This window comes from Pseudoxanthomonas sp. Root65 (genome assembly GCF_001427635.1).
GTDB lineage: Bacteria > Pseudomonadota > Gammaproteobacteria > Xanthomonadales > Xanthomonadaceae > Pseudoxanthomonas_A.
The window spans coordinates 848,966-869,604 of sequence record NZ_LMHA01000002.1 but is presented as its reverse complement, the minus strand read 5'-3'; the positions used below and the strand labels follow the sequence as shown (position 1 = coordinate 869,604).

Annotated in this window: 18 protein-coding genes; 6 read left to right on the top strand and 12 right to left on the bottom strand. The window is 67.6% G+C overall.

All coding sequences use genetic code 11. The annotated features are described in order from the left end of the window. Positions 1-301 precede the first annotated feature (301 nt). Entirely contained in the window at positions 302-1,360 is a 1,059-nt protein-coding gene (locus ASD77_RS14550; protein WP_055943217.1) for a LacI family DNA-binding transcriptional regulator, read from the top strand. 98 nt (positions 1,361-1,458) lie between these two features. Here ASD77_RS14550 and fdhD read toward each other — a convergent pair whose 3' ends face one another. Together fdhD and ASD77_RS14540 are read right to left on the bottom strand one after the other, a co-directional pair. After that, positions 1,459-2,268: a formate dehydrogenase accessory sulfurtransferase FdhD gene (gene fdhD / locus ASD77_RS14545; protein WP_156383658.1), complete on the bottom strand. Its 810-nt coding sequence runs from the start codon at positions 2,266-2,268 to the stop codon at positions 1,459-1,461. After that, positions 2,258-4,558: an FdhF/YdeP family oxidoreductase gene (locus ASD77_RS14540; protein WP_055943212.1), complete on the bottom strand. Its 2,301-nt coding sequence runs from the start codon at positions 4,556-4,558 to the stop codon at positions 2,258-2,260. The genes fdhD and ASD77_RS14540 overlap by 11 nt, the downstream gene beginning before the upstream one ends. Positions 4,559-4,730: 172 nt before the next feature. On the opposite strand from ASD77_RS14540, the gene ASD77_RS14535 reads away from it, so the two are divergent. Together ASD77_RS14535 and hemN are read left to right on the top strand one after the other, a co-directional pair. Continuing rightward, positions 4,731-5,969 (top strand): MFS transporter, encoded by a 1,239-nt coding sequence (locus ASD77_RS14535; RefSeq protein ID WP_055943553.1) that lies wholly within the window; start codon positions 4,731-4,733, stop codon positions 5,967-5,969. Between the two features lie 45 nt (positions 5,970-6,014). Beyond that, entirely contained in the window at positions 6,015-7,421 is a 1,407-nt protein-coding gene (gene hemN / locus ASD77_RS14530) for an oxygen-independent coproporphyrinogen III oxidase (protein ID WP_200947404.1), read from the top strand. A 9-nt stretch (positions 7,422-7,430) separates the two neighbouring features. Here hemN and ASD77_RS18190 read toward each other — a convergent pair whose 3' ends face one another. Further along, the gene (locus ASD77_RS18190; RefSeq protein WP_156383657.1) at positions 7,431-7,880 is read right to left on the bottom strand and encodes a hypothetical protein; all 450 of its coding nucleotides are present in this window, start codon (positions 7,878-7,880) and stop codon (positions 7,431-7,433) included. A 155-nt stretch (positions 7,881-8,035) separates the two neighbouring features. Between ASD77_RS18190 and ASD77_RS14525 the strand changes: the two genes are divergently transcribed. Then, a complete protein-coding gene (locus ASD77_RS14525) occupies positions 8,036-8,410 on the top strand; it encodes a hypothetical protein (RefSeq protein ID WP_055943208.1) in 375 nt (124 codons plus the stop codon). Positions 8,411-8,419: 9 nt separating this feature from the next. On the opposite strand, the gene ASD77_RS14520 is transcribed toward ASD77_RS14525, so the two are convergent. From ASD77_RS14520 to ASD77_RS14480, 9 genes are all read right to left on the bottom strand, one after another. Beyond that, entirely contained in the window at positions 8,420-9,958 is a 1,539-nt protein-coding gene (locus tag ASD77_RS14520; RefSeq protein ID WP_235578545.1) for a transporter, read from the bottom strand. A 40-nt stretch (positions 9,959-9,998) separates the two neighbouring features. Then, positions 9,999-10,502, bottom strand: coding sequence for a hypothetical protein (locus tag ASD77_RS14515; protein ID WP_055943204.1), 504 nt, complete (start codon positions 10,500-10,502; stop codon positions 9,999-10,001). Between the two features lies 1 nt (position 10,503). Next, complete coding sequence (locus tag ASD77_RS14510) at positions 10,504-11,208, bottom strand: C39 family peptidase (RefSeq protein ID WP_055943200.1); 705 nt, start codon at positions 11,206-11,208, stop codon at positions 10,504-10,506. Further along, on the bottom strand, positions 11,205-11,627 hold the full coding sequence (locus tag ASD77_RS18520) for a hypothetical protein (RefSeq protein ID WP_235578544.1): 423 nt from the start codon (positions 11,625-11,627) through the stop codon (positions 11,205-11,207). Before ASD77_RS18520 ends, ASD77_RS14510 begins: the two co-directional genes overlap by 4 nt. Positions 11,628-11,744: 117 nt before the next feature. Further along, positions 11,745-13,271, bottom strand: coding sequence for a hypothetical protein (locus tag ASD77_RS14500; RefSeq protein WP_200947403.1), 1,527 nt, complete (start codon positions 13,269-13,271; stop codon positions 11,745-11,747). A 203-nt stretch (positions 13,272-13,474) separates the two neighbouring features. Next, on the bottom strand, positions 13,475-13,882 hold the full coding sequence (crcB, locus tag ASD77_RS14495; protein WP_055943536.1) for a fluoride efflux transporter CrcB: 408 nt from the start codon (positions 13,880-13,882) through the stop codon (positions 13,475-13,477). A gap of 28 nt (positions 13,883-13,910) precedes the next feature. Then, positions 13,911-15,275, bottom strand: coding sequence for a replication-associated recombination protein A (locus ASD77_RS14490; RefSeq protein ID WP_055943197.1), 1,365 nt, complete (start codon positions 15,273-15,275; stop codon positions 13,911-13,913). Positions 15,276-15,323: 48 nt separating this feature from the next. Beyond that, positions 15,324-15,947, bottom strand: coding sequence for an outer membrane lipoprotein chaperone LolA (gene lolA, locus ASD77_RS14485; RefSeq protein ID WP_055943194.1), 624 nt, complete (start codon positions 15,945-15,947; stop codon positions 15,324-15,326). A 166-nt stretch (positions 15,948-16,113) separates the two neighbouring features. Beyond that, a complete protein-coding gene (locus ASD77_RS14480; RefSeq protein ID WP_055943191.1) occupies positions 16,114-18,477 on the bottom strand; it encodes a DNA translocase FtsK in 2,364 nt (787 codons plus the stop codon). 289 nt (positions 18,478-18,766) lie between these two features. Here ASD77_RS14480 and trxB point away from each other — a divergent pair, with 289 nt between their 5' ends. Both trxB and ASD77_RS14470 read left to right on the top strand, forming a co-directional pair. Then, positions 18,767-19,720 (top strand): thioredoxin-disulfide reductase, encoded by a 954-nt coding sequence (trxB, locus tag ASD77_RS14475; RefSeq protein WP_055943188.1) that lies wholly within the window; start codon positions 18,767-18,769, stop codon positions 19,718-19,720. Positions 19,721-19,742: 22 nt separating this feature from the next. Further along, the gene (locus ASD77_RS14470; RefSeq protein WP_055943184.1) at positions 19,743-20,630 is read left to right on the top strand and encodes a metallophosphoesterase; all 888 of its coding nucleotides are present in this window, start codon (positions 19,743-19,745) and stop codon (positions 20,628-20,630) included. The last annotated feature ends 9 nt before the right edge of the window (positions 20,631-20,639 follow it).

The following is a 20,639-nucleotide window of genomic DNA, read 5'->3' as shown; positions in this document are numbered from 1 at the left end:
GAAGGCCCCTGCTCCGCATTCCGGATTCAAGCGTGGTAAGACGACGTTCGCGCGATGGACAGGCAACCGCTGATCCCGTTGGATGGTGATCGAGTGGTAGCGCTACCATCGCGTTGGAGCGCAGACTAATCACGCGTGTTCGTGCTTGTCACCATGCAGCGCAACAAAGCGCACATGGCCGCATGCCGCCACGCCGGAAGAAGCATCAAGGCCGCGTGGAAACCCGCTTCCCTCGCGGTCCGTGCGCAAGTAATCCTGATTTCGCCAACCCGCCAACACTGAATCCAACGGAAGTAACTGCGTGAAGAAGACCAGCAAAGCAGTGCGCAGGAAGGGCGGCGCCGTCACCATCGACGAGGTGGCGGCGCATGCCGGCGTGTCGCCGATGACCGTCTCCCGCGTGGTCAACGGCCATGCCGGTGTGCGCGATGGCAACCGCGAGCGCGTCATGCGCAGCGTGCGCGAACTGGGTTACCGCCCCAATCTGGCCGCCAGTTCGCTCGCGGCGGCGCAGCACACCTGCATCGCGTTGATCTACACCAATCCCAGCTCCAGCTACCTGCGCGAGCTGCTGGTCGGCGCACTGCGTGGATCGGCACGGGCGGCGGCGCAGCTGGCGATCGCCACCTGGGATGGCCTGGACGCCGACGGACGCCGCGCAGCGGCACGGCAACTGGCCACCAGCGTGGCCGGTGTCATCCTTCCGCCCCCGCTCTGCGAGTCGAAGGCGATCGTGTCGGAGTTCCGGCATGCCGGCGTGCCCGTCGTGTCCATCGCGTCCGGCCACTTCAGCGACACCATTTCCTGCGTGCGCATCGATGACCATCGCGCGAGCCATGACATGGTCTCGTACCTGATCGCACGCGGTCACACACGCATCGGCTACATCAAGGGCGACCCCAACCAGACCGCCAGCGCGCACCGCTGGCAGGGCTACCGCGACGCGCTGGCCGAAGCCGGCATCGCCTACGACGACAAGCTCGTCCAGCCCGGCTACTTCACCTACCGGTCCGGCCTGGACGCGGCGGAGAAGCTGCTCGCGCTGCGCCGCCCTCCCAGCGCGATCTTCGCCAGCAACGACGACATGGCCTCGGCAGTGGTGTCGGTGGCGCATCGTCGCGGCCTCGACGTGCCGCGCGATCTCTCCGTGGTCGGTTTCGACGACACCTCGGCGGCGACGATGGTGTGGCCTGAACTGACCACCATCCACCAGCCGGTCGCCGCCATGGCCGACGCTGCCATCGACATCCTGTTGCGCGAGATCCGGCGCACCGCGCCGTCCCCGCGCGTGATCGTCAACCATGTGGTGCCGCACCAGCTGGTGGCGCGCGACTCGGTCGCGGACAGGACCGGCGCCTGAAAGGAAGCCGCCCGGCAGGGACGCCGGACACGCGATGAGCGCACCGGCTGCGCAATCATGGGCGGGAAGCCGCGCCGACTAGCGCGGCCGCCGGATACTCAGGCGTCCGCCAGGCGCCACGCATGGCTGTAGACCACGTGGCGTCGCGTGCGCACGAAACCGGCCAGGGTCATGCCGCATCCGTTCGCGAGATCCACCGCCAGGGCGGTCGGCGCCGACATCGCCGCCAGCAGTGGAATGCCGGCCATTGCCGCCTTCGCCACCATCTCGTAACTCGCCCGGCTGGTGACCAGGGCGAATCCTGATCCGGCGTCGATGCCGCGCTGCTGCATCGCGCCGATCAGCTTGTCCAGCGCGTTGTGGCGACCGACGTCTTCCCGCACCAGCACCAGCGTGCCGTCGGCCTGCGCCCATGCGGCCGCGTGGATGGCGCCGGTGGCGGCATTCAGGGGCTGCCGCTGCTTGATCCCGACCAGCGCGACCTGCAGTGCGGATGGATCGATGCCCCTACCCCGTGGCACGTTCTCCAACGTCCTGACCACATCTTCGAGATGACGCTGACCGCAGATGCCGCAGCCACTGCGCCCCGGCAGCCAGCGTTGTTGTTGCGCGCCGCGCGTAGCCACGGAATGGCGCGTGCGCAGATCGAGCCGGATGCCTTCCAGCAGCGATTGCGTCTCCACCGCAACCAGCTCATCCGCCGCGAGGCCGAGCTCGGTCATCGCGAAGCCCTGGCCGAAATCCAGCAGGTCGCACGGCGACACCATCATCACCGCCAGCGGTTCGTCGTTGCAGTGGATCGCCAGCGGCACTTCTTCGGCCAACCGGTCTTCGCGCATGGTCGACTCGCCGCCGGTGACGTCGACGACATCGCGCCGCGCCAGGCCCTCGATGCGATCAGCCGGCATCGGCATGCGGATCGCGCAGCGTGCGTATCGTGACCGGAATCGACTTGTAGGCCGGCGTACCGGATTGCGGATCGTGGCTGTCCAGCGGCACCAGCCGGTTGCCTTCCGGGTAGTACATCGCCGCCGATCCGCGAGGCAGGTCGTATTCGACCGCGATGAACCCCGACACCGTGCGCGACGCGCCTGCCACCTGCGACACGATCTCGATCGGATCGCCATGCGCCACGCCGCGCGCCTTCATGTCGTCGCGATTGAGGAACACCACGTCGCGCCGGCCGCTGACGCCACGGTAGCGATCATCGAAGCCGTAGATCGTGGTGTTGTACTGATCGTGCGAACGGACCGTGGTCAACGTCAGCAGCTCGTGTCCGCCGCCGACGGGATCCTCGCCGAGTCCGGGTGCGACCAGGAACCGGGCCTTGCCACGCGGCCCCCAGTCGCGCTCGGACGCGCCGATGTACAGGCGGAAGCCGCCCGGCTCGCGCACGCGGCGGTTGAAATCGCGGAAGATCGGGAACACCGCTTCGATGTCGTCGCGGATGCGGTCGTAGTCGCCGACCAGTCCGTCCCAGTCCACCTTGGTGTGCGGCAACGTGGCCTTGGCGATGCCGGCGACGATGGCCGGTTCCGACAGCAGGTGCTCGGAGGCCGGTGCCAGGCCGCCCTGCGAGGCGTGCACCATCGACATCGAGTCCTCCACCGTCACCGATTGCGGGCCGCTGGCCTGCACGTCGCGCTCGGTGCGGCCCAGGCACGGCAGCAGGAAGGCCTGCCTGGCGGGGATCAGGTGCGAGCGGTTCAACTTGGTGGCGATGTGCACGACCAGGTCGAGCGTGCGCATCGCGGGGATGGTCGTTTCCGGGTCGGGCATGGCGACCGCCAGATTGCCGCCCATGCACACCAGCGCCCGCGAGCGGCCATCGCGGATCGCGCGCACGGCTTCCACCGCATCATGGCCGTGGGTGAGCGGAAACTCGAACCCGTAGGTCCGCTTGATCGCATCGACCAGTGCCTGCGTGGGCTTTTCGGTGATGCCGACCGTGCGGTCGCCCTGCACGTTGGAGTGCCCGCGGATCGGCGCGATGCCGGCACCGGGCTTGCCGATGTTCCCGCGCAGCAGCATCAGGTTGGCTATCTGCTGGACGTTCTGCGTGCCACGGCGGTGCTGGGTCATGCCCATGCCGTAGCACAGGATCACGCGTTCGGCGTTTGCGTAGAGCTGCGCGGCGGCGGCGATATCCTCGCGCTTCAGGCCGGCATGCTCGACGATCTGCTCCCACGTCGTATTCGCCAGATCCTCGCGCAGCGCCTCCAGACCTTCGGTGTGTTCGGCGATGAAGGCATGGTCGAGTAAGCCCTTCCCACCCGCAGCGAGATCGTCCGCATCGGCGTCCAGCAGCCACTTCATCATGCCCTTCAGCAGCGCAATGTCGCCGCCGATCTTCACCTGGTAATACGTCTGCGCGATCGGTGTGGCGGTGTTGGTCAGCATCTCGGCGGGATGTTGCGGCGAGGTGAAGCGCTCGAGACCGCGTTCGCGCAGGGGATTCACCGCGACGATCGGCACGCCACGCTTCGATACCTCGCGCAGCGTGGACAGCATACGCGGATGGTTGGTGCCGGGGTTGTGGCCGAAGCTGAAAAGCAGATCGCAGTGGGCGAAATCGTCCAGCGTGACCGTGCCCTTGCCCACGCCGATGGACTCGGGCAGGCCCACGCTGGTCGCCTCGTGGCACATGTTGGAGCAGTCGGGGAAGTTGTTGGTGCCGTACTCGCGCACCATCAGCTGGTAGAGGAAGGCGGCCTCGTTCGAGGTGCGGCCGGAGGTGTAGAACTCGGCCATGTCCGGATGCGGGAGCGCGCGCAGCGCCTCGCCGATGCGGCTGAACGCGTCCTCCCAGCCGATCGGCACGTAGCGGTCTGTCTCGCCGTCGTACGCCATCGGGTGCGTCAGCCGGCCTTCGTCTTCCAGCGCGTGGTCGCTCCATTCCCACAGCTCGGACAATGTGTGCTCAGCGAAGAAGGCAGGCGTCGCGCGCTTGCCCGTGGCTTCCCACGACACTGCCTTGGCGCCGTTCTCGCAGAACTCGAACGACGAGGTGTGCTTGGGATCGGGCCACGCGCAACCCGGGCAATCGAAGCCAGCGGGCTGGTTGACTCGACGCAACGCCGAGGTCTCGCGACCGACCGCCATCTGGCTCTTCACCGCACGTGCGACAGCAGCCAGCGCGCCCCAACCACCGGCCGCTCCCTCGTACTCGTCGATGCCGGGAATCTTGCGCTCAGTCATCGGAACATTCCGCCATGCAGCCATCGTCGTTATCGCCGCAGGATACCTGAAGGCATCTCGCGACACGCATGCATTGCGTTGCTGGGCGAGCGTGAACCGGTCGCTCAGCGTCGGCTTGCTAGCATGTCGCGTGTCGTCATCGAGGAACCGTCCGCGCCCCGTGCTCCGCATCCTGCTTCCGATCACCGCCCTGCTCGCCAGTGTCGCCCTGCTGCTGGCCGGCAACGGACTGTTGGGCACCCTTCTCGCCATGCGCAGCCAGGCCGAGGGATGGGGCGAACGTACGACCGGCCTGGTGATGTCGGGTTACTTCATCGGCTTCTTCCTGGGAACGTTCACCGCGCCGCCGTTGATCCGGCGTGTGGGCCATATCCGTGCCTTCGCCTTCCATGCCGCGCTCGCCGCCGCCGCGGTGCTGGTCTACCCGTTGTGGCTGGAGCCCGCCGGCTGGATGGCGCTGCGCGTGGTCACCGGCATGGCGCTGGTCGGGCTGTGCACGGTGATCGAAAGCTGGTTGAACGCGCAAGCCGCGCCCGAACATCGCAGCCGTGTGTTCGGGGTGTACATGGTGGTGTCGCTGCTGGCGCTGGCCGCGGGCCAGTTGCTGCTCGACCTGCAGCCCCCGTGCAGCCCGGTACTGTTCAGCGTGGTGGCCATCCTGTTCGCGCTGGCCATTCTCCCCGTCAGCGCGACGCGACTCACGCCACCGGTACTGACCGTGGCACCGAAGATCCATCTGCTGGAGATCTGCCGCGCGGCGCCAAGTGCCGCGGCAGGCGCCGTACTGGCGGGTTTGGCACTGGGCGCGTTCTGGGGTTTGGGTGCGGTGTATGCCGCCTCGCTGGGGCTGGATCGTGCCGGCATCGGCGTGTTCATGGCCGTTACGATTATCGGCGGCGCCGCGCTGCAGTTGCCGATAGGACGCCTGTCCGACCGTGGCGACCGGCGCAGCACGCTGGCGCTGGTGGCCGCCGCAGGTGCAGCGACGGCGTTGCTCGTACTGCGCTTCGATGGGCAGGCGCAGGCGCTGTTCTTCCTGTTCGGGGGGCTGGCGTTCGCGCTGTATCCGCTGGCCGTGGCGCACTTGCTGGACCGCCTGCCGCCAGAGCAATTGCTGGCCGGCTGCAGTGCGTTGTTGTTGCTCAACGGCATCGGCGCGGCGATCGGGCCTGCCGCCGCTGGCGCGCTGATGCAGCGTTTCGGTCCGCAGGCGTTGCCGGTGTTCTTCGCCAGCACGCTGGGCCTGCTCGCGGTGGTGGCGGGCGGACGCCGCCTGTTCAAGGTGCGCGATCTGCTCCATCCGGCCCGTTTCCATCCGATGCTGCGCACCACGCCTGCCGCGCTGGAGATGCTGCCCGAAATCCCGGATGCCGCCCCCGAGGCCAAGGTCGACGATCCGCGCGCGAATTGATTCCGATCAATGCGGCCGCAAGGTACGACCCCTAGCCTGTACGCCATGGGCATCGACTCTCCCTCCCCGCTGTTCGATGCGGACCTGCTGCGGCGCTACGACACGCCGGGGCCGCGTTACACCTCTTATCCGACCGCGCCGCAGTTCAGCGCCCGCTTCGGGGCGCAGGAACTGCGCGAGCACGCCTCGGCGAGTAACCGCCAGGAGCATGCGCGCCCTCTGTCGCTGTACGTCCACGTGCCGTTCTGTACCAGTCCGTGCTTCTACTGCGGCTGCAACCGGGTGATCACGCGCGACAAGGCGCGCGGCGAGCTTTACCTGGACTACCTGTACCGCGAGATCGCACGGATGGCGCCGCTGTTCGACAGCGGCAGGCCGGTGGTGCAGCTGCATTTCGGCGGCGGTACGCCGAACTTCCTGACCCCCGTGCAGATTGCGGACTGCGTGGCGGAACTGCGCAGCCAGTTCAGTTTCGCGGCGGCCGCCACGATGGACTTTTCGATCGAACTGGATCCGCGCTTCGTGACGCCGGCGGACATCGGCGAACTCGCACGGGTCGGTTTCAATCGTGCCAGTCTGGGCGTGCAGGACTTCGATCCCGTCGTGCAGAAGGCGGTGAACCGTTTGCAGGGAATCGACGAGACGCTGGCCATCATGGCGGCGTGTCGTGAGCATGGCCTGCGTTCGGTGAACATCGACCTGATCTACGGCCTGCCCCGGCAGACGCGGGAAGGATTCGCGCGGACACTGGACATCGTGGTGGGCGCGCGCCCGGACCGCATCGCGGTGTACAGCTATGCGCATCTTCCGCAGCTGTTCAAGCCACAGCAGCGCATCACGCAGGAGGAACTGCCGGACCCGGAGACGAAGCTGGCGCTGTTGCAATGCGCCATCGAACGCCTGGTCGCAGCCGGCTATGTCTACATCGGCATGGATCACTTCGCGCTGCCCGGCGACGACCTGGCACGGGCGCAAGCGCGTGGCGACCTGCACCGGAACTTCATGGGCTACACCACCCATGCCGAAAGCGACCTGGTCGGCTTCGGCGTGAGTGCGATCAGCCATGTCGGCGACAGCTTCAGCCAGAATCCGCGCGACATCCCCGGGTGGGAGCGGGCCATCGATGACGGCAGGCTGCCGGTGTGGCGTGGCATGCCACTGGATCGCGACGATGTGATACGCGCTGAAGTGATACAGGAACTGATGTGCCACGGGCGACTGGACTATGCGCGTATCGGCAACCGGTTCGGACTCGACTTCGCCACGTACTTCGCCGATGCCCTGCCCCGCCTGCAGGCGCTGGCGGACGACGGCCTGCTGGCATTCACGCGGGTCGGCTTCCAGGCCACGCCGAAAGGCCGGCTGCTGCTGCGGGTGATCGCCATGTGCTTCGACCGTTACCTGGCGCCCGCGGCCGCGCCGGACGCCTCCCGGTTCTCGCGCACGGTCTGAGCTGCGCCTTCAACGACAGGCCGCATTGACCCGGTCGTCCAGCTTTCGGCTGGTCGCGAAGTCCCGCTTCAGGCCGAGCCTGGCATACGTCTGGTCGCGCGCCTTCTTCGCACGCGCGCAGGCGGCGGCATCGCGATGCATCGAGATCACCGCGCCGGTGGCTGATGCGCTGGAGCGGCGAGTTCCCGTGCGGCTAGGCTTGTGTGGGCTTTCCGCGCGTCGCGCCGTACGCGCTTCCCGTGTGGACGTCGCGGCGGCGACGGGAGCCGGTGGATCGGGTGGGTACTCGCGTACCCATTCCGTGCGCTGTGTCGATGCGCACGGCGCCGACTGGTAGTGCGACTGCCCGTCCGCACCGCGGCATTTGTGGACGGGATCGTTGCCCCAGGTGGCGCTGCCCATGGCCACGAGCACACAGGCCAGCACGATGCGCCCTGCGCAGGAGGAGGATCGGGACACGGCAGGCTCCTTCGGAAGGAGCCCTCAGCATCCGGTTATGACAGGTGGCGGTGGATCGGCGCATACCGCGCGGCGTTGTCGGGATTCTCCGCATGTTCACCGGCTCGTCACCAGTCGCCCGGCGAGATAGGCACGCATTCCTACCGGGACCTCCCATGACGGCTTTCTACCTCTATCTCAATGCAGTGGTCTACCTGCTCCTGGCAGGCTGGTGCACGTTCGCACCTGCCCGCACCGCCACGGCACTGGGCTACACGACGCTCAGCCGCTCGGGCCAGACGGAATACCTGACGATCTACGGAGGCCTGCAACTCGGCCTGGCGTTCCTGTTCGCCTGGCTTGCGTGGAGCCAGCAGATGCGTACCGGCCTGGTGCTGGCGCTCGCGCTGTATCTGCCCATCGTGCTCTACCGCAGCGTCAGTCTGCTGCGCTGGTGGCCGGTGGAATCCACCACGCTGCTGCTGGCGGCAACCGAATGGCTGATGCTCGCGGCGGCGCTGTGGCTGTGGTGGCAGGGCCGGGCCAGCTGACCTGACAGGTCAGAAGTTGATCGGCAGGCGCGCGGTGAAGGTCACGTCCGGCGTATCGCGGGTGACGCCCACGCCGAGCGCGACGTTCAACGACATGCGGTCGCTGAAGCGGTACGTCCCGCCCAGCAACAGCGTGCCCAGGGTCGTGCGTACGGCGCCTGCGACCTCTTCACCGTCCTGCTCGGTCTTGTCGACGATGCTCTGGTCGTAGCCGATGCTGATGGCGGCCTTCTCGTTGAGCGCCAGGCCCATGCCCAGGTTGAAGCCGAGGATGTCGCCGGCCTTGATGTCGCCCAGGAACTCGGTCTGCCCGCCCAGCACGCGCCGCGACACATCGCTGCGCTTGAAGTTGTGCAGATAGCTGAGGCTGCCGAAGAACACCACTGGATCTGAGGGATACAGCCAGGTGATGCCGGGTTGCAGCGCATTGAAGCCACTGCCGGTGGGCAGGTCCAACGGCAGGCCGGTGCCGGTGGTATTGGCGACGCAGCGGGTCACGCAATCGGTGGTGACGTCGAACAGATCGCGCCCGGTGCGGCTCTTGTAGCGCAGCCACGCGATGTAGAACGGCTTGTCGGCGCCGCCACGATTGAGCTGGTAGCGCCCGGTGACCTCCACGTCGCCCATGCCGCTGCCGCGCGCATTGAACACGCGGTCCTGCGCTGAACCGGTGAAGATCTCGCGACTGACGGTATCGCTGTGGATGTAGACATAGGGCAGCTTGGCTTCCAGTTCCATGCGCCGGCTGACGCCGTAGCGCCCGGTCAGCGTGGCGACCGCGGTGGTGGTCTTCACCTGCCGCACATCGATCAGCCCGATCAGGATGGCCGGAATGATGGTGTAGCCGACCAGCGCGACGCGGTCGTTCGCCGAATAGCCGTACTGGATGGCCGGTTCCAGCACCAGCTTGCCCTTCGGCGTCAGCACGCCGGGCTGGTCGAAGATCTGCGCCACTTCCGGCGGCCGCGAGTCACTCTCCGGCGCCTGCCCTACCCGTTGCGGAGTCTGCGCGTCGCTGCCGGACGCGGCCGGTGATTGCGCCTGCGCGCTCGACGTAGATGGGGTGCCGCGAGGCGCCCCGGCCTGCGCGACCTGCGTGGCGTCATGGACGGCAGCGGCTCCCTCTGCGGGCGCCGCACGTTCCGGTGCCGGCTGCGGACCGACGACAATGTAGCCCGGCGCGCCCGCCGGGGTATCGCGGAACGTCGGGGCTTGGTTCAGCGATGGCACGATCACCGGCGCAGGCGCGCCACGTGCGCGCGCGTTGGCGAGGATCTCCTCGTTCAACGCATTCTGCAGACCGAAGATCTGTTGCTCCTGTGCCTGCATCAGCTCACGCATCTGCTGCAGGCGCTGGGTCTGCTCGTTGAGCTGCCGTTGCAGGGCGTCCAGCCGCGCATCGGCGGTGATCTCGTAAGGCTGCGTCGGGATCGGCGGGGGCGGTGTCGCGGGTGCGGCCACTTCCTGCGCGGTCGCCTGCCCCGCATGCACGCCCAGCCCGACCGCCAGTGCCAGCGGTGCCACGTCCATCAGAGACGTCCCTTTCATGTCCTTCCCCTTGTCGTGTGCGAGGTTCGCGACGCGTGCGTCATGGACCGCCGGGTGCGCGGACCAGCGCATCGGTCAGCGCGCCGCTGGCGTTGAGGTTCTGGTAGGCACCCAGCGTGTCGACGCCGACGTCGATGCGGGTGAGCGTGCGGATGTCCTGATCATCGAGCGTGTTCTGGATGACCAGGCCGCCGGCGACCTGCGCGGGATCGAAGCGATTGCCGTCGCCGATCTGCACGACGAGGCCGCGGTTGAAGTCGGCCAGGGCCTGCGCCTGTTCCGGCGTGATGCGCGCCACATCGGGAATCTGGACCGCGATGCGCGCCGTCAGTTCGCCGTTGACCAGCACCACGCGCTCGATGCCGAACGAGAGCATCATGCCCGACGGCATCTGGAAGCCGCCGCGCATGTTCGCCAGCCGGCCGGGATCCACCGGCTGCCATTCGCTGCCGAGGTCGCCGCCCTGCCCGCGTGCACCGGCAGGCGCCAGCAGGATGACGGCCAGCAGGATGGCGCGCCCCATCGGATGTCGATTGGCATGCATGTCAGATGTCTCCCGGACCGCGCCGCGGCACGGTGATGTTGCGCAGGCCATCGCGCTGGATTCCCATGTCGAGCGGCGCCGGAGGTGCGGTCTTCCAGTCGCTGGCCTGGTTGAAGCGGGCGCGCTCCCGCTGGTTGTGCACCACGAACATCACGCGGTTGTCCCACAACGCCTCGAAGCGCGAGCGCGGCATCGCGCGCGTGCCACGCGCGGGGTCGCCGAGCAGCACGCGTCCATCCCGCAGCCCCTTCACCACCACGAAGTGCCGGTAGCCGCGATCGTTGAGCAGCACGATCGCCGGCACGTTCTCCTGCTGCAGCTTGTCCAGCGGCAGTTCGAAGCCATCGGCTTCGTATCCTTTCGAACGCAGGTAGCGACGCATGTCCAGCAGCGAGAAACCTTCCTTGCGGATGCGCGCCTGGTCGCCGTTGTTGTACATCTGCACGAATACGTCCACCTCGGTGACGGGATGCCCGTACTGGTGCGTCAGCAGCGTCGCGGTCGCCGCCGAGCCGCAGCTGAAGTCGTACTGTTGCGGCAGCGTGGTCTTGAAGCGCGCTTCCTTCAGGCTGGTCAGGCGGACGCTGTAAGCGCCACCGGGCACGCGCAGGTCGCTGGTCGCGGCCGAGGCCCCGCCCAGCGTGGTGAACGCGCAGGCCAGTGCGAGGTGCGCCAGCCAGCGCCCGCGCCGCACGCTGCGTTTCATTGCGGACCGCCGGCAAAGTCGACCGTCACGATCATCGCGTTCTGGATCAGCACGTTGCTGCCGGTGTTCTGGATAACCGTGTTGATCCCGCTGGCGTTGCTGAAGGCGCCGTCGGCGATGCTGTTGGAACCGCTGACGATGTGGTGCGCCGTGTTGCCATCCACGGAACCATCGACGTCGATCAGATTGTCCACCACGTGGCTGTCGCCACCGCGCAGGACGGAAAGGCGCTCGATGGCGACTGCCCGCCCGAGTTCGCTGATGGCGATGTCCGGCAGTTCCGCGCCCCCATTCGCGACGTCGGATACGGGCACGGTGGCGATGCGAGGTGCTCCCTCGTCCGTGGCCCACGCGCCGACGGCGACGAAGAAACACCCGCCGGCCGCGACGCGCAGCCAGATCTGGTGGTGCGTATGCATGGTCATTGCTCCCTTGCCATGCGTCCGCCGCGCGACCCCGCGGTGTCCTGCACTGGCAGGACACCGTTGCCCACGCGGGATGTCCCGGCCAAGGTGGCCGGGACATCGGCGGAGCGCTTACGGGCCGACGGTCAGGTTGGCCTGGACGGTGATGCCCTGCTGGATCAGCGAGGCCATGCCGCTGTTCTGCGCGGCGACCATGATGCCGGCCGCCGACTGGCCGACGCTCGTCATGTTGTTGGACATGTCGAACGCGCCCGCATCGACCGCGACGGAACCGCCTGCACCACCGGCGCCACCGGTCGCGCCGTTGCCGACGCCGCCGTTGCCGTCGCCACCCATGCCATCGCCGCCGTTGCCGACGCCGCCGGCACCGCCGGTCGCACCGACCGCGCCACTGGCGCCGTTGCCGGCCGTGGCATCGCCGTTGCTGGCGGTGGAGGATGCGCTACCGTTGCTGGCATCGCCATTGCTGGCATCGCCACCGTCGCCGCCGTCGCCGGCGGTCGCGGTCAGCGTGCCGCCTGCGCCGCCGGTGCCGGTGCCTGCGCCACCGCTGGCGGTCGCGTCGCCGCCCGTGCCGGAGCCGGCTCCGCCAGTCCCCATGCCGTCGCCGCCGGTGCCGGTCGCATCACCCGACGTGCCCGTGCCGGCGGTCGCGGTGCTGGCGCCGCCCGTGGCGGTTGCAGCACCGGAGGTGCCTGCGCCGCCGGTCGCGGTGCCGTCGCCACTGGTGCCGTCACCGGCGCCGCGCTCGCGCACGTTGCCGCTGCCCGCACCGGCGTCACCACCGGACGCGCCAGCGATGGAACCCGTATCGCCGCTCGAACTGCCCGCATCGCCACCGGAGGCGCCGGTCGCGCCGCCGCCGTCACCGCCCCAGCCACCGGCATCGCCGCCGCGGCCACGACCGTTGCCGGCCGTCGCATCGCCGTCGCCACCCCAGCCGCCGGCATCGCCGCCATTCGCGCCGCGTGTGTCGTCGGCATTGCCGCCCCGTCCGCCGTTGCCTGCGGTGGCGTCGCCGATGGTGGCGCTGCCGTTCGACGAGTCGCCCGCCGTGGCGCTGCCATTGTTGGCATTGCCACCGCTGCCGCCATTGCCGCCATTGCCGCCGTCGCCGCCATCGCCACCGTTGCCGGTACCGCCCGCGGCGTTGCCGCCATAGCCCTTGCCGCCATAGCCCGCGCCGCCCTTGCCGCCGTCGCCACCGTTCGCATCGCCCCAGTTCTTGGCGACGTTGCCGATGTCGTGCACCGTCACGCCCGAAACGGCGCCGATCAGCTTCGTTTCGGCCACGGCCTTGCTCTGGTTGAACGAGTTGGAGAACGTCGAGGTCGCGGTGCTGCCATTGTTCGCCGCGGTGGAGCCGTAGCCCTCCGCATTGGCGCGTCCGCGGTTGTCGCGGTTGTCACCGTCGTAGGAACGGTTGTCGCTGTTGTCCGAACTGTCGGAATTGTCCGAGTTGTCGCTGTCGTCGGAATTGTCGGTGTTGGTGCTGTTGTTGCTCATGTCCGCCGCGAGGTTGACCAGGATGTCGTCTCCCCGGCCGTTCTCGGTGTTGGTCTGTTGCGCGAATGCCTGTCCCGTCGTGCCGAGCGCCAGCAGTACCGCCGATGCGATCAGTGTCTTGCGAATGCACATGTGGAGTCTCCTTGTGGCCGCTCCGGAGCCCAGGGGAAGCTCCTAAAAAGCGACGCGGGTCACGGTTGCATGGCAATCGTTAGCCCCAACCCGGTGCAAGGTTAAATTTTTGTTCCGGCGCAGACCGCTCGTCCGCACGGTACCGGGGACTGTCATACAGGAAGACACCCTGGCCGGCCACGCGGTGGCAGGCCGTTGTACGCCTACCAGGTGGGCGCGCGGACCGCGCCGGCGACACGCGCACCCAGCCACACCAGTAGTAGCCCCATCACCAGCGTGACGGCGAGATAGCCGAGCGCACTGCCCTGCCGGTCGGATCGCGCGAACACCAGGCATTCGACCATCAGCGCGGAATACGTGGTCAGCGCGCCCAGCACGCCGACCATAAGGAACGCGCGCCAGTAGAGCGCCGACGGACCGCGTGCTTCCAGCCAGATCGCAAGAAAGCCCGCGGCAAACGATCCGATCATGTTCACCGCGAACGTGCCCCACGGGAATCCGCTGCCGAGCTGCCGCAGCAGCATGCCGCCCAGCCAGAAGCGCATCGCCGCCCCCAGCGCGCCGCCGGCCATCACCAGCGCCAGTTGTTGCCACCACACGGCTGCTTGCACCGGCATCGTCGTGTCCTGTCGAAAAGGTTCAGTCGTCGCGAACGGCGTCGCGTGCCTGCTGGCGTGAGGCGCGCAGGCGATCGAGCTTTTCCTTCAGCTTGATTTCCAGCCCGCGTTCGACCGGCGCGTAGTACACACGCTCGCCCATGGCATCCGGAAACGCGGTCTGGCCCAGCGCGATGCCGCCTTCCGCGTCGTGGTCGTACTGGTAGCCGGTGCCGTAGCCGAGCGACTTCATCAGCTTGGTCGGCGCATTGCGCAGGTGCATCGGCACGTCCTGGGTACCGTACTCGCGCACGTCGGCCTTGGCGGCGTTGAACGCCTTGTAGCCTGCGTTGGATTTCGCGGTACTGGCCAGGTAGATCACCAGTTGCGCCAGCGCCAGGTCACCCTCGGGACTGCCGAGTCTCTCGTACGTGTCCCATGCATCGATCGCCATCTGCAGCGCGCGGGGATCGGCCAGGCCGATGTCCTCCACCGCCATCCGCGTCATCCGCCGCGCCAGGTAGGCCGGATCGCAGCCACCGTCCAGCATGCGCGCCAGCCAGTAGACCGCGCCATCGGGATTGGAACTGCGCACCGACTTGTGCAGCGCCGATATCTGGTCGTAGAACTGCTCGCCGCCCTTGTCGAAGCGGCGCGTGCGATCGGCGAGCACCTGCGCCAGCGTCTGCGGCGTGATCTTCCCGCCCTCATCGGCGGCCAGTTCCGCCGCGATTTCCAGCAGCGTCAGCCCGCGGCGGACGTCGCCGTCGGCCGCCGTGGAGATTTCCAGCAGCGCCGCGTCATCAACCTCCAGCGCCAGATCGCCGAGCCCACGCTCTGCATCGGCCAGGGAGAGGCGCAGCGCGTGGCGGATGTCCTCCGGCGACACCGCTTCCATCACGTGCACACGGCAGCGCGACAGCAGCGCGGAGTTCAGTTCGAAGGAAGGGTTTTCCGTGGTGGCACCGACGAAGATGATGGTGCCGCGTTCGATGTGCGGCAGGAACGCATCCTGCTGCGCCTTGTTGAAGCGGTGCACTTCGTCGACGAACAGCACCGTGCGGCGACCGCCGGCGAACCGCTGCGCGGCCTCCGCCAGCACCTGCCGCACCTCGGGCAGGCCCGACAGCACCGCCGATATCGCCTTGAACTCGGCATCGGCGTAGCGCGCCAGCAGCAGCGACAAGGTGGTCTTGCCGCAACCGGGCGGCCCCCACAGGATCATCGAATGCACGTGACCGGATTCCACCGCACGCCGCAACGCGCTGCCCGGTGCCAGCAGGCGCCGTTGCCCGACCATGTCGTCGAGCGTGCGCGGCCGCATGCGCTCGGCCAACGGCCGCAGCGCGTCGTTGTCCGTGCTCAGCAGGTCGGTCTGCGGTTCGAGAGGGGTGCGTGTCCTGGCCACGCGTCATTGTAGCGTCGCGTGCGGCGAGGCCTGCACGCGACGGCGACGTCAGGGACCGCCGACGACGTCAACGCCCTTGCCAGGCGCGTACTTGAAGGTACCGGCGGCGAACGACGGATTGCGCTTCCAGCCGGCAAAACTGATCTCGGTGCGCTGTCCCACGGCATCCTTCACCTCCATCTTCACCAACTGCCCGCCCGTGAACGCGAGGCGCGCGGTCTGGAAGCTGGCATCGCCTTCCTGCTTCGGCGTCAGCGTCAGCCATTGCACGCCACCCTGCCCTGCGGTCTCGGCGACGTTGAACTGCTTGTCCAGCTTGCCGGGATCGATCAGTGCAGCCAGCGGACTGTTCTCTTCCTCGATGCCCTGCTCGCGCACGGTGGCCTGCTGCAGGTCCGGATCGTAGACCCACACCTGCTTGCCGTCGGCGACGATGAGCTGCTCGTACGGCTTGTTGTATTCCCAACGGAACAGGCGCGGCGCCGAAAGCGCGACGCGGCCGTTCGAGGTCTCCTTCAACTTGCCGCCACCGTCGTAGACCTTCTGCGTGAACTGGCCATCCAGCCCCTTCAGGCCGGTGGTGAAGGTCTTGAGTTCGTCACGCGCGCCCGCAAAGGCGCTGGTGGCGAACAAGGCAGTGGCGAGGACGGCATAACGAGCGGTGCGGAGCATGGTGCGTTCCGGAGTGAAAGACGTTGGGCGGAGTGTGGCCGGACGAAACTGAACGGGGGGTGGGCGGGTGAGCGGTCCCTTTGGAAGAGACCTCAGTCGCGATCAGCGGGCGCGGGAAGTCGATCGCGACTGACGTCGCTCCCACACCAAGCCCCCTTGACCAGAATCAGCGCGGCGGCGGCGGCGCGAGCACTTGGCGATCGCCGTTGTGCTCGGGCGGTGTCACCACGCCGGCGGCTTCCATGGCTTCGATCAGACGGGCCGCGCGGTTGTAGCCGATCTTCAGGCGGCGCTGCACGCCGGAAATCGAGGCACGGCGGCTCTCGGTGACGATCTTCACCGCCTCGTCGTACAGCGGATCGGATTCGTCGCCGCCACCGCCGCCGGACTCCGGCAGACCGGTCGGCCCGACGACGGTGCCATCGCCCATGGTCTGGATCTCTTCCAGCACGCCTTCGATGTAATCGGCGGTGCCGCTGGCCTTGAGGTGTTCCACCACGCGGTGCACTTCCTCGTCGCTGACGAAGGCGCCGTGGATGCGCTCGGGCATGGCCGTGCCCGGCGGCAGGTACAGCATGTCGCCGTGGCCGAGCAGGGTTTCCGCGCCGGACTGGTCCAGGATGGTGCGCGAGTCGATCTTCGAGCTGACCTGGAAGGCGATGCGCGTGGGGATATTGGCCTTGATCAGGCCGGTGATGACGTCCACCGACGGACGCTGCGTGGCCAGGATCAGATGGATGCCGGCCGCACGCGCCTTCTGTGCCAGGCGGGCGATGAGTTCTTCGACCTTCTTGCCGACGATCATCATCATGTCGGCGAATTCGTCGATGAAGATGACGATGAACGGCATCGGCTCCAGCGGACGCGGCGCTTCGGCCAGGTCCGGATTGGGCTTGAACAGCGGGTCCATCAACGGCTGGCCCGCATCCATCGCGTCCTTGACCTTCTTGTTGAAGCCGGCCAGGTTGCGCACGCCCACCGCGCTCATCAGCTTGTAGCGGCGCTCCATCTCCGCCACACACCAGCGCAGGCCGTTGGCGGCCTCCTTCATATCGGTGACCACCGGCGCCAGCAGGTGCGGGATGCCCTGGTAGACGCTGAGTTCCAGCATCTTCGGGTCGATCATCAGCATGCGCAGATCTTTCGGCGACGCCTTGTACAACAGGCTCAGCACCATCGCGTTGACCGCCACCGACTTGCCCGAACCGGTGGTGCCGGCGACCAGCAGGTGCGGCATGCGCGCCAGGTCGGCCACGGTCGGTCGGCCGGCGATGTCCTTGCCCAACGCCAGCGTCAGCGGACTGCCTGACTTGTCGTACTCCTTCGAGCGCAGCAGCTCGGAGAGGAAGATCATCTCGCGGCTGGTGTTGGGAATCTCCAGGCCGATCACCGACTTGCCAGGGATCACGTCGACCACGCGCACCGACTTCACCGACAGGCCGCGGGCGATGTCCTTGTCCAGCGAGCTGATCTGGCTGACCTTCACGCCCGGCGCCGGCTCCATCTCGAAGCGCGTGATGACCGGGCCCGGGTAGGCACCGACCACCTGCACGTCGATGCGGAAATCCTTGAGCTTGAACTCGATCTGCCGCGACAGGGTTTCCAGGGTCTCTTCCGAATAGCCCTTGGTCTGCGGCTTGGGATCGTCAAGCAGCGACAGCGGCGGCAGGCCGGATTCGTCGCCACCCGTGCCATGGAACAGCGGGATCTGCTGCTCGCGCTTGGCACGTTCGCTTTTCTCGACCACGGCAGGCGCAGGCGGCTCGATCTTCACCGGCTCGCGCCTGGCGCGCTGCACGGCATCGGTCTTGCGGACGACTTCGCGCTCTTCGCGCATCGCCCGGGTCTGCTGCCACTCGTTCGCCTGCTGGCTGCCACGACGGAACAGGTCGGGCAGCATCAGCACGTACTTGCCGATGCGCTCCATCACCGCGAACCACGACAGGCCGGTGGCCAGCGTCACCGAGGTCAGGAACAGAACCAGCAGGAACAGGTTGCCGCCCAGCCCGCCGAACAGTTTCAGCAGCGACTTGCCCACCAGCGTGCCGAGAATGCCGCCGGCGCCGTCGGTGAGCGCCTCGGCGGGCACGCCGCGCATGAACAGCAGGCCCGTCGACGAGATGAGGAAGGCCACCATGCCGATCAACCGCAAGGCCGGACCCAGATCCGCCTGTCCATCGCCATCGGTATCCAGGCCGAACAGGGCGATCCACGCGATGGCGCCCAGGATGAAAGGCAGCACGAACGCCACATAGCCGAACAGCGACAGCAGTAGGGCCGACAGGTAAGCGCCCGCCAGCCCGCCCATGTTGTGCACCGGCGCGGTCAGGCTGCCAGACTGCGACCAACTCTGGTCCTGCGGCGAAAAGGTGAAGAGGCTGGCCAGCAGATACAGCAGCAGAGGCGCGATGGCGATCAGCGCGAGGTCGCGCCACAGGCGCTGCCGTCGCGGATTCGGCGGCGACGCCTGCTTGCGCGCGGCCGCATTGCCACCCTTGGATTTGCCGTTGTCCGGGAGCTGCTTCGCCACCTTTGGACCAGACCTTAGGAAATTTCTGTTAGTGATTGATAGTAAACGAATCGTCTGCGCTACAACAGCAGGCCATTCCGGCCAGGGCCGGTCTGCGTCGAAGACCTCATAGCAAAAACGCCGCGCGTTCGCGCAGCGTCTTGATTCGATCCGTCCGGGGTCCGGCCTGCATCACCGCTTTCCATCTGCGCGCCTTGATTCGCCGGATACGCACCGCCACTCTATGTGCCTGCGGACGATGCGCCAAGGTGTCGTTGCCTGCCCGATCACCCCCTTTTCGCGAGTATACATGAGCACTTCGAAGCACTGCCGCCTGTTGATCCTGGGCTCCGGCCCCGCCGGCTGGACTGCGGCCGTCTACGCCGCCCGCGCCAACCTCAAGCCTGTCGTGGTCACCGGTCTGCAGCAGGGTGGCCAGCTGATGACCACCACGGAAGTGGACAACTGGCCCGGCGACGCGCACGGGCTGATGGGCCCGGACCTGATGGCGCGCATGCAGGCGCATGCCGAGCGCTTCGAGACCGAAGTGATCTTCGACCATGTGCACACCGCAGACCTTTCCCAGCGCCCGTTCAAGCTGATCGGCGACAGCGGCGAATACACCGCCGACGCGCTGATCATCGCGACCGGCGCCACCGCCAAGTATCTGGGCCTGCCGTCCGAAGAAGCCTTCAAAGGCCGCGGCGTATCGGCCTGCGCCACCTGCGACGGCTTCTTCTATCGCGACCAGGACGTGGCCGTGATCGGCGGCGGCAATACCGCCGTGGAAGAAGCGCTGTACCTGTCCAACATCGCCCGCAAGGTCTACCTGGTGCACCGGCGCGACACGCTGCGGGCCGAGAAGATCATGCAGGACAAGCTGTTCGCCAAGATCCAGGCCGGCAAGATCGAGCCGGTGTGGCACCACACCGTCGACGAGGTGCTGGGCAACGACGCCGGTGTCACCGGCATCCGGGTGAAGTCGGTGCAGGACGGCAGCACCCGGGACATCGACGTGCACGGCTTCTTCGTGGCCATCGGCCATACGCCGAACACCGGCCTGTTCGAGGGCCAGCTGGACATGAGCAACGGTTACCTGAAGATCCGTTCCGGCATCGAAGGCAACGCCACCGCCACCACCATCCCCGGCGTGTTCGCCGCCGGCGACGTCACCGACCAGCACTACCGCCAGGCCATCACCTCCGCCGGCTTCGGCTGCATGGCGGCGCTGGATGCCGAGCGCTTCCTGGACAAGGACGGCTGATCCCTGCCCTGTCGCTGCCCGCGTGGACAAGCTGCTGATCAAGCAATGCCTGTTCTACGGCAGCTGGCTGGTCTGGCCGTTCATCGCCTGGCTTCTCTGGCGGCTGCGTGAGCGGCGCGGCCGATGGCTCGTCGCGCTGTTGCTCGCAGCCTGCCTATTGTTCGCCTGGGCGCGCTTCGTCGAACCGCAACGCATCCATGTGCAGGAGACCGTACTCACGGGTACCGGCGCGCATGCGCGTCTGGTGTTGGTCAGCGACCTCCACCTGGGGGTCTACAAGGACAGTACCTACCTGCAGCGCATGGTGGACCGGATCAACACGCTGCAGGCCGACGCCGTGGTGATCGCGGGCGACTTCACCTACGAGCCCGATGGTCAGTCGCTGGACGCCATGTTCGCGCCGCTCGGCGGACTCCGCCTGCCGGCCTATGCGGTGCTGGGCAATCATGACCAGCAGGCCCCTGGTCCGGACATCGACGCGGAGCTTCGCGCCGCGCTGGCAACCCACCGCGTCGAGGTGATCGAAGGGAAAACGGTGCGGCTCGGTGGTTTCCGCCTGGCCGGACTCGGCGACCGTTGGGCGAACAAGGACGATCCGGCCTTCCTGTCGGTGTCGTCTTCGCCCATCCCCACGTTCGTCCTCAGCCACAACCCCGACAGCGCGATCGACCTCGGCCCCGACCTGGCCACCTTGGTACTGGCAGGTCACACGCACGGTGGCCAGATCCGCATCCCCTGGCTTTACCGGCATGTGATCCCGAGCCGGTACGGCTTCGACCGCGGCGAGCAGTTCCTAGCGACGCCGCGAGGGCGCGTGCGCGTCTACACCACGGTCGGGACCGGCGAAGTGGGTTTGCCCTTGCGCTTGTTCAATCCGCCGACCATCGACGTGCTGGACCTGCGTCCGTAGCCCCCTCGC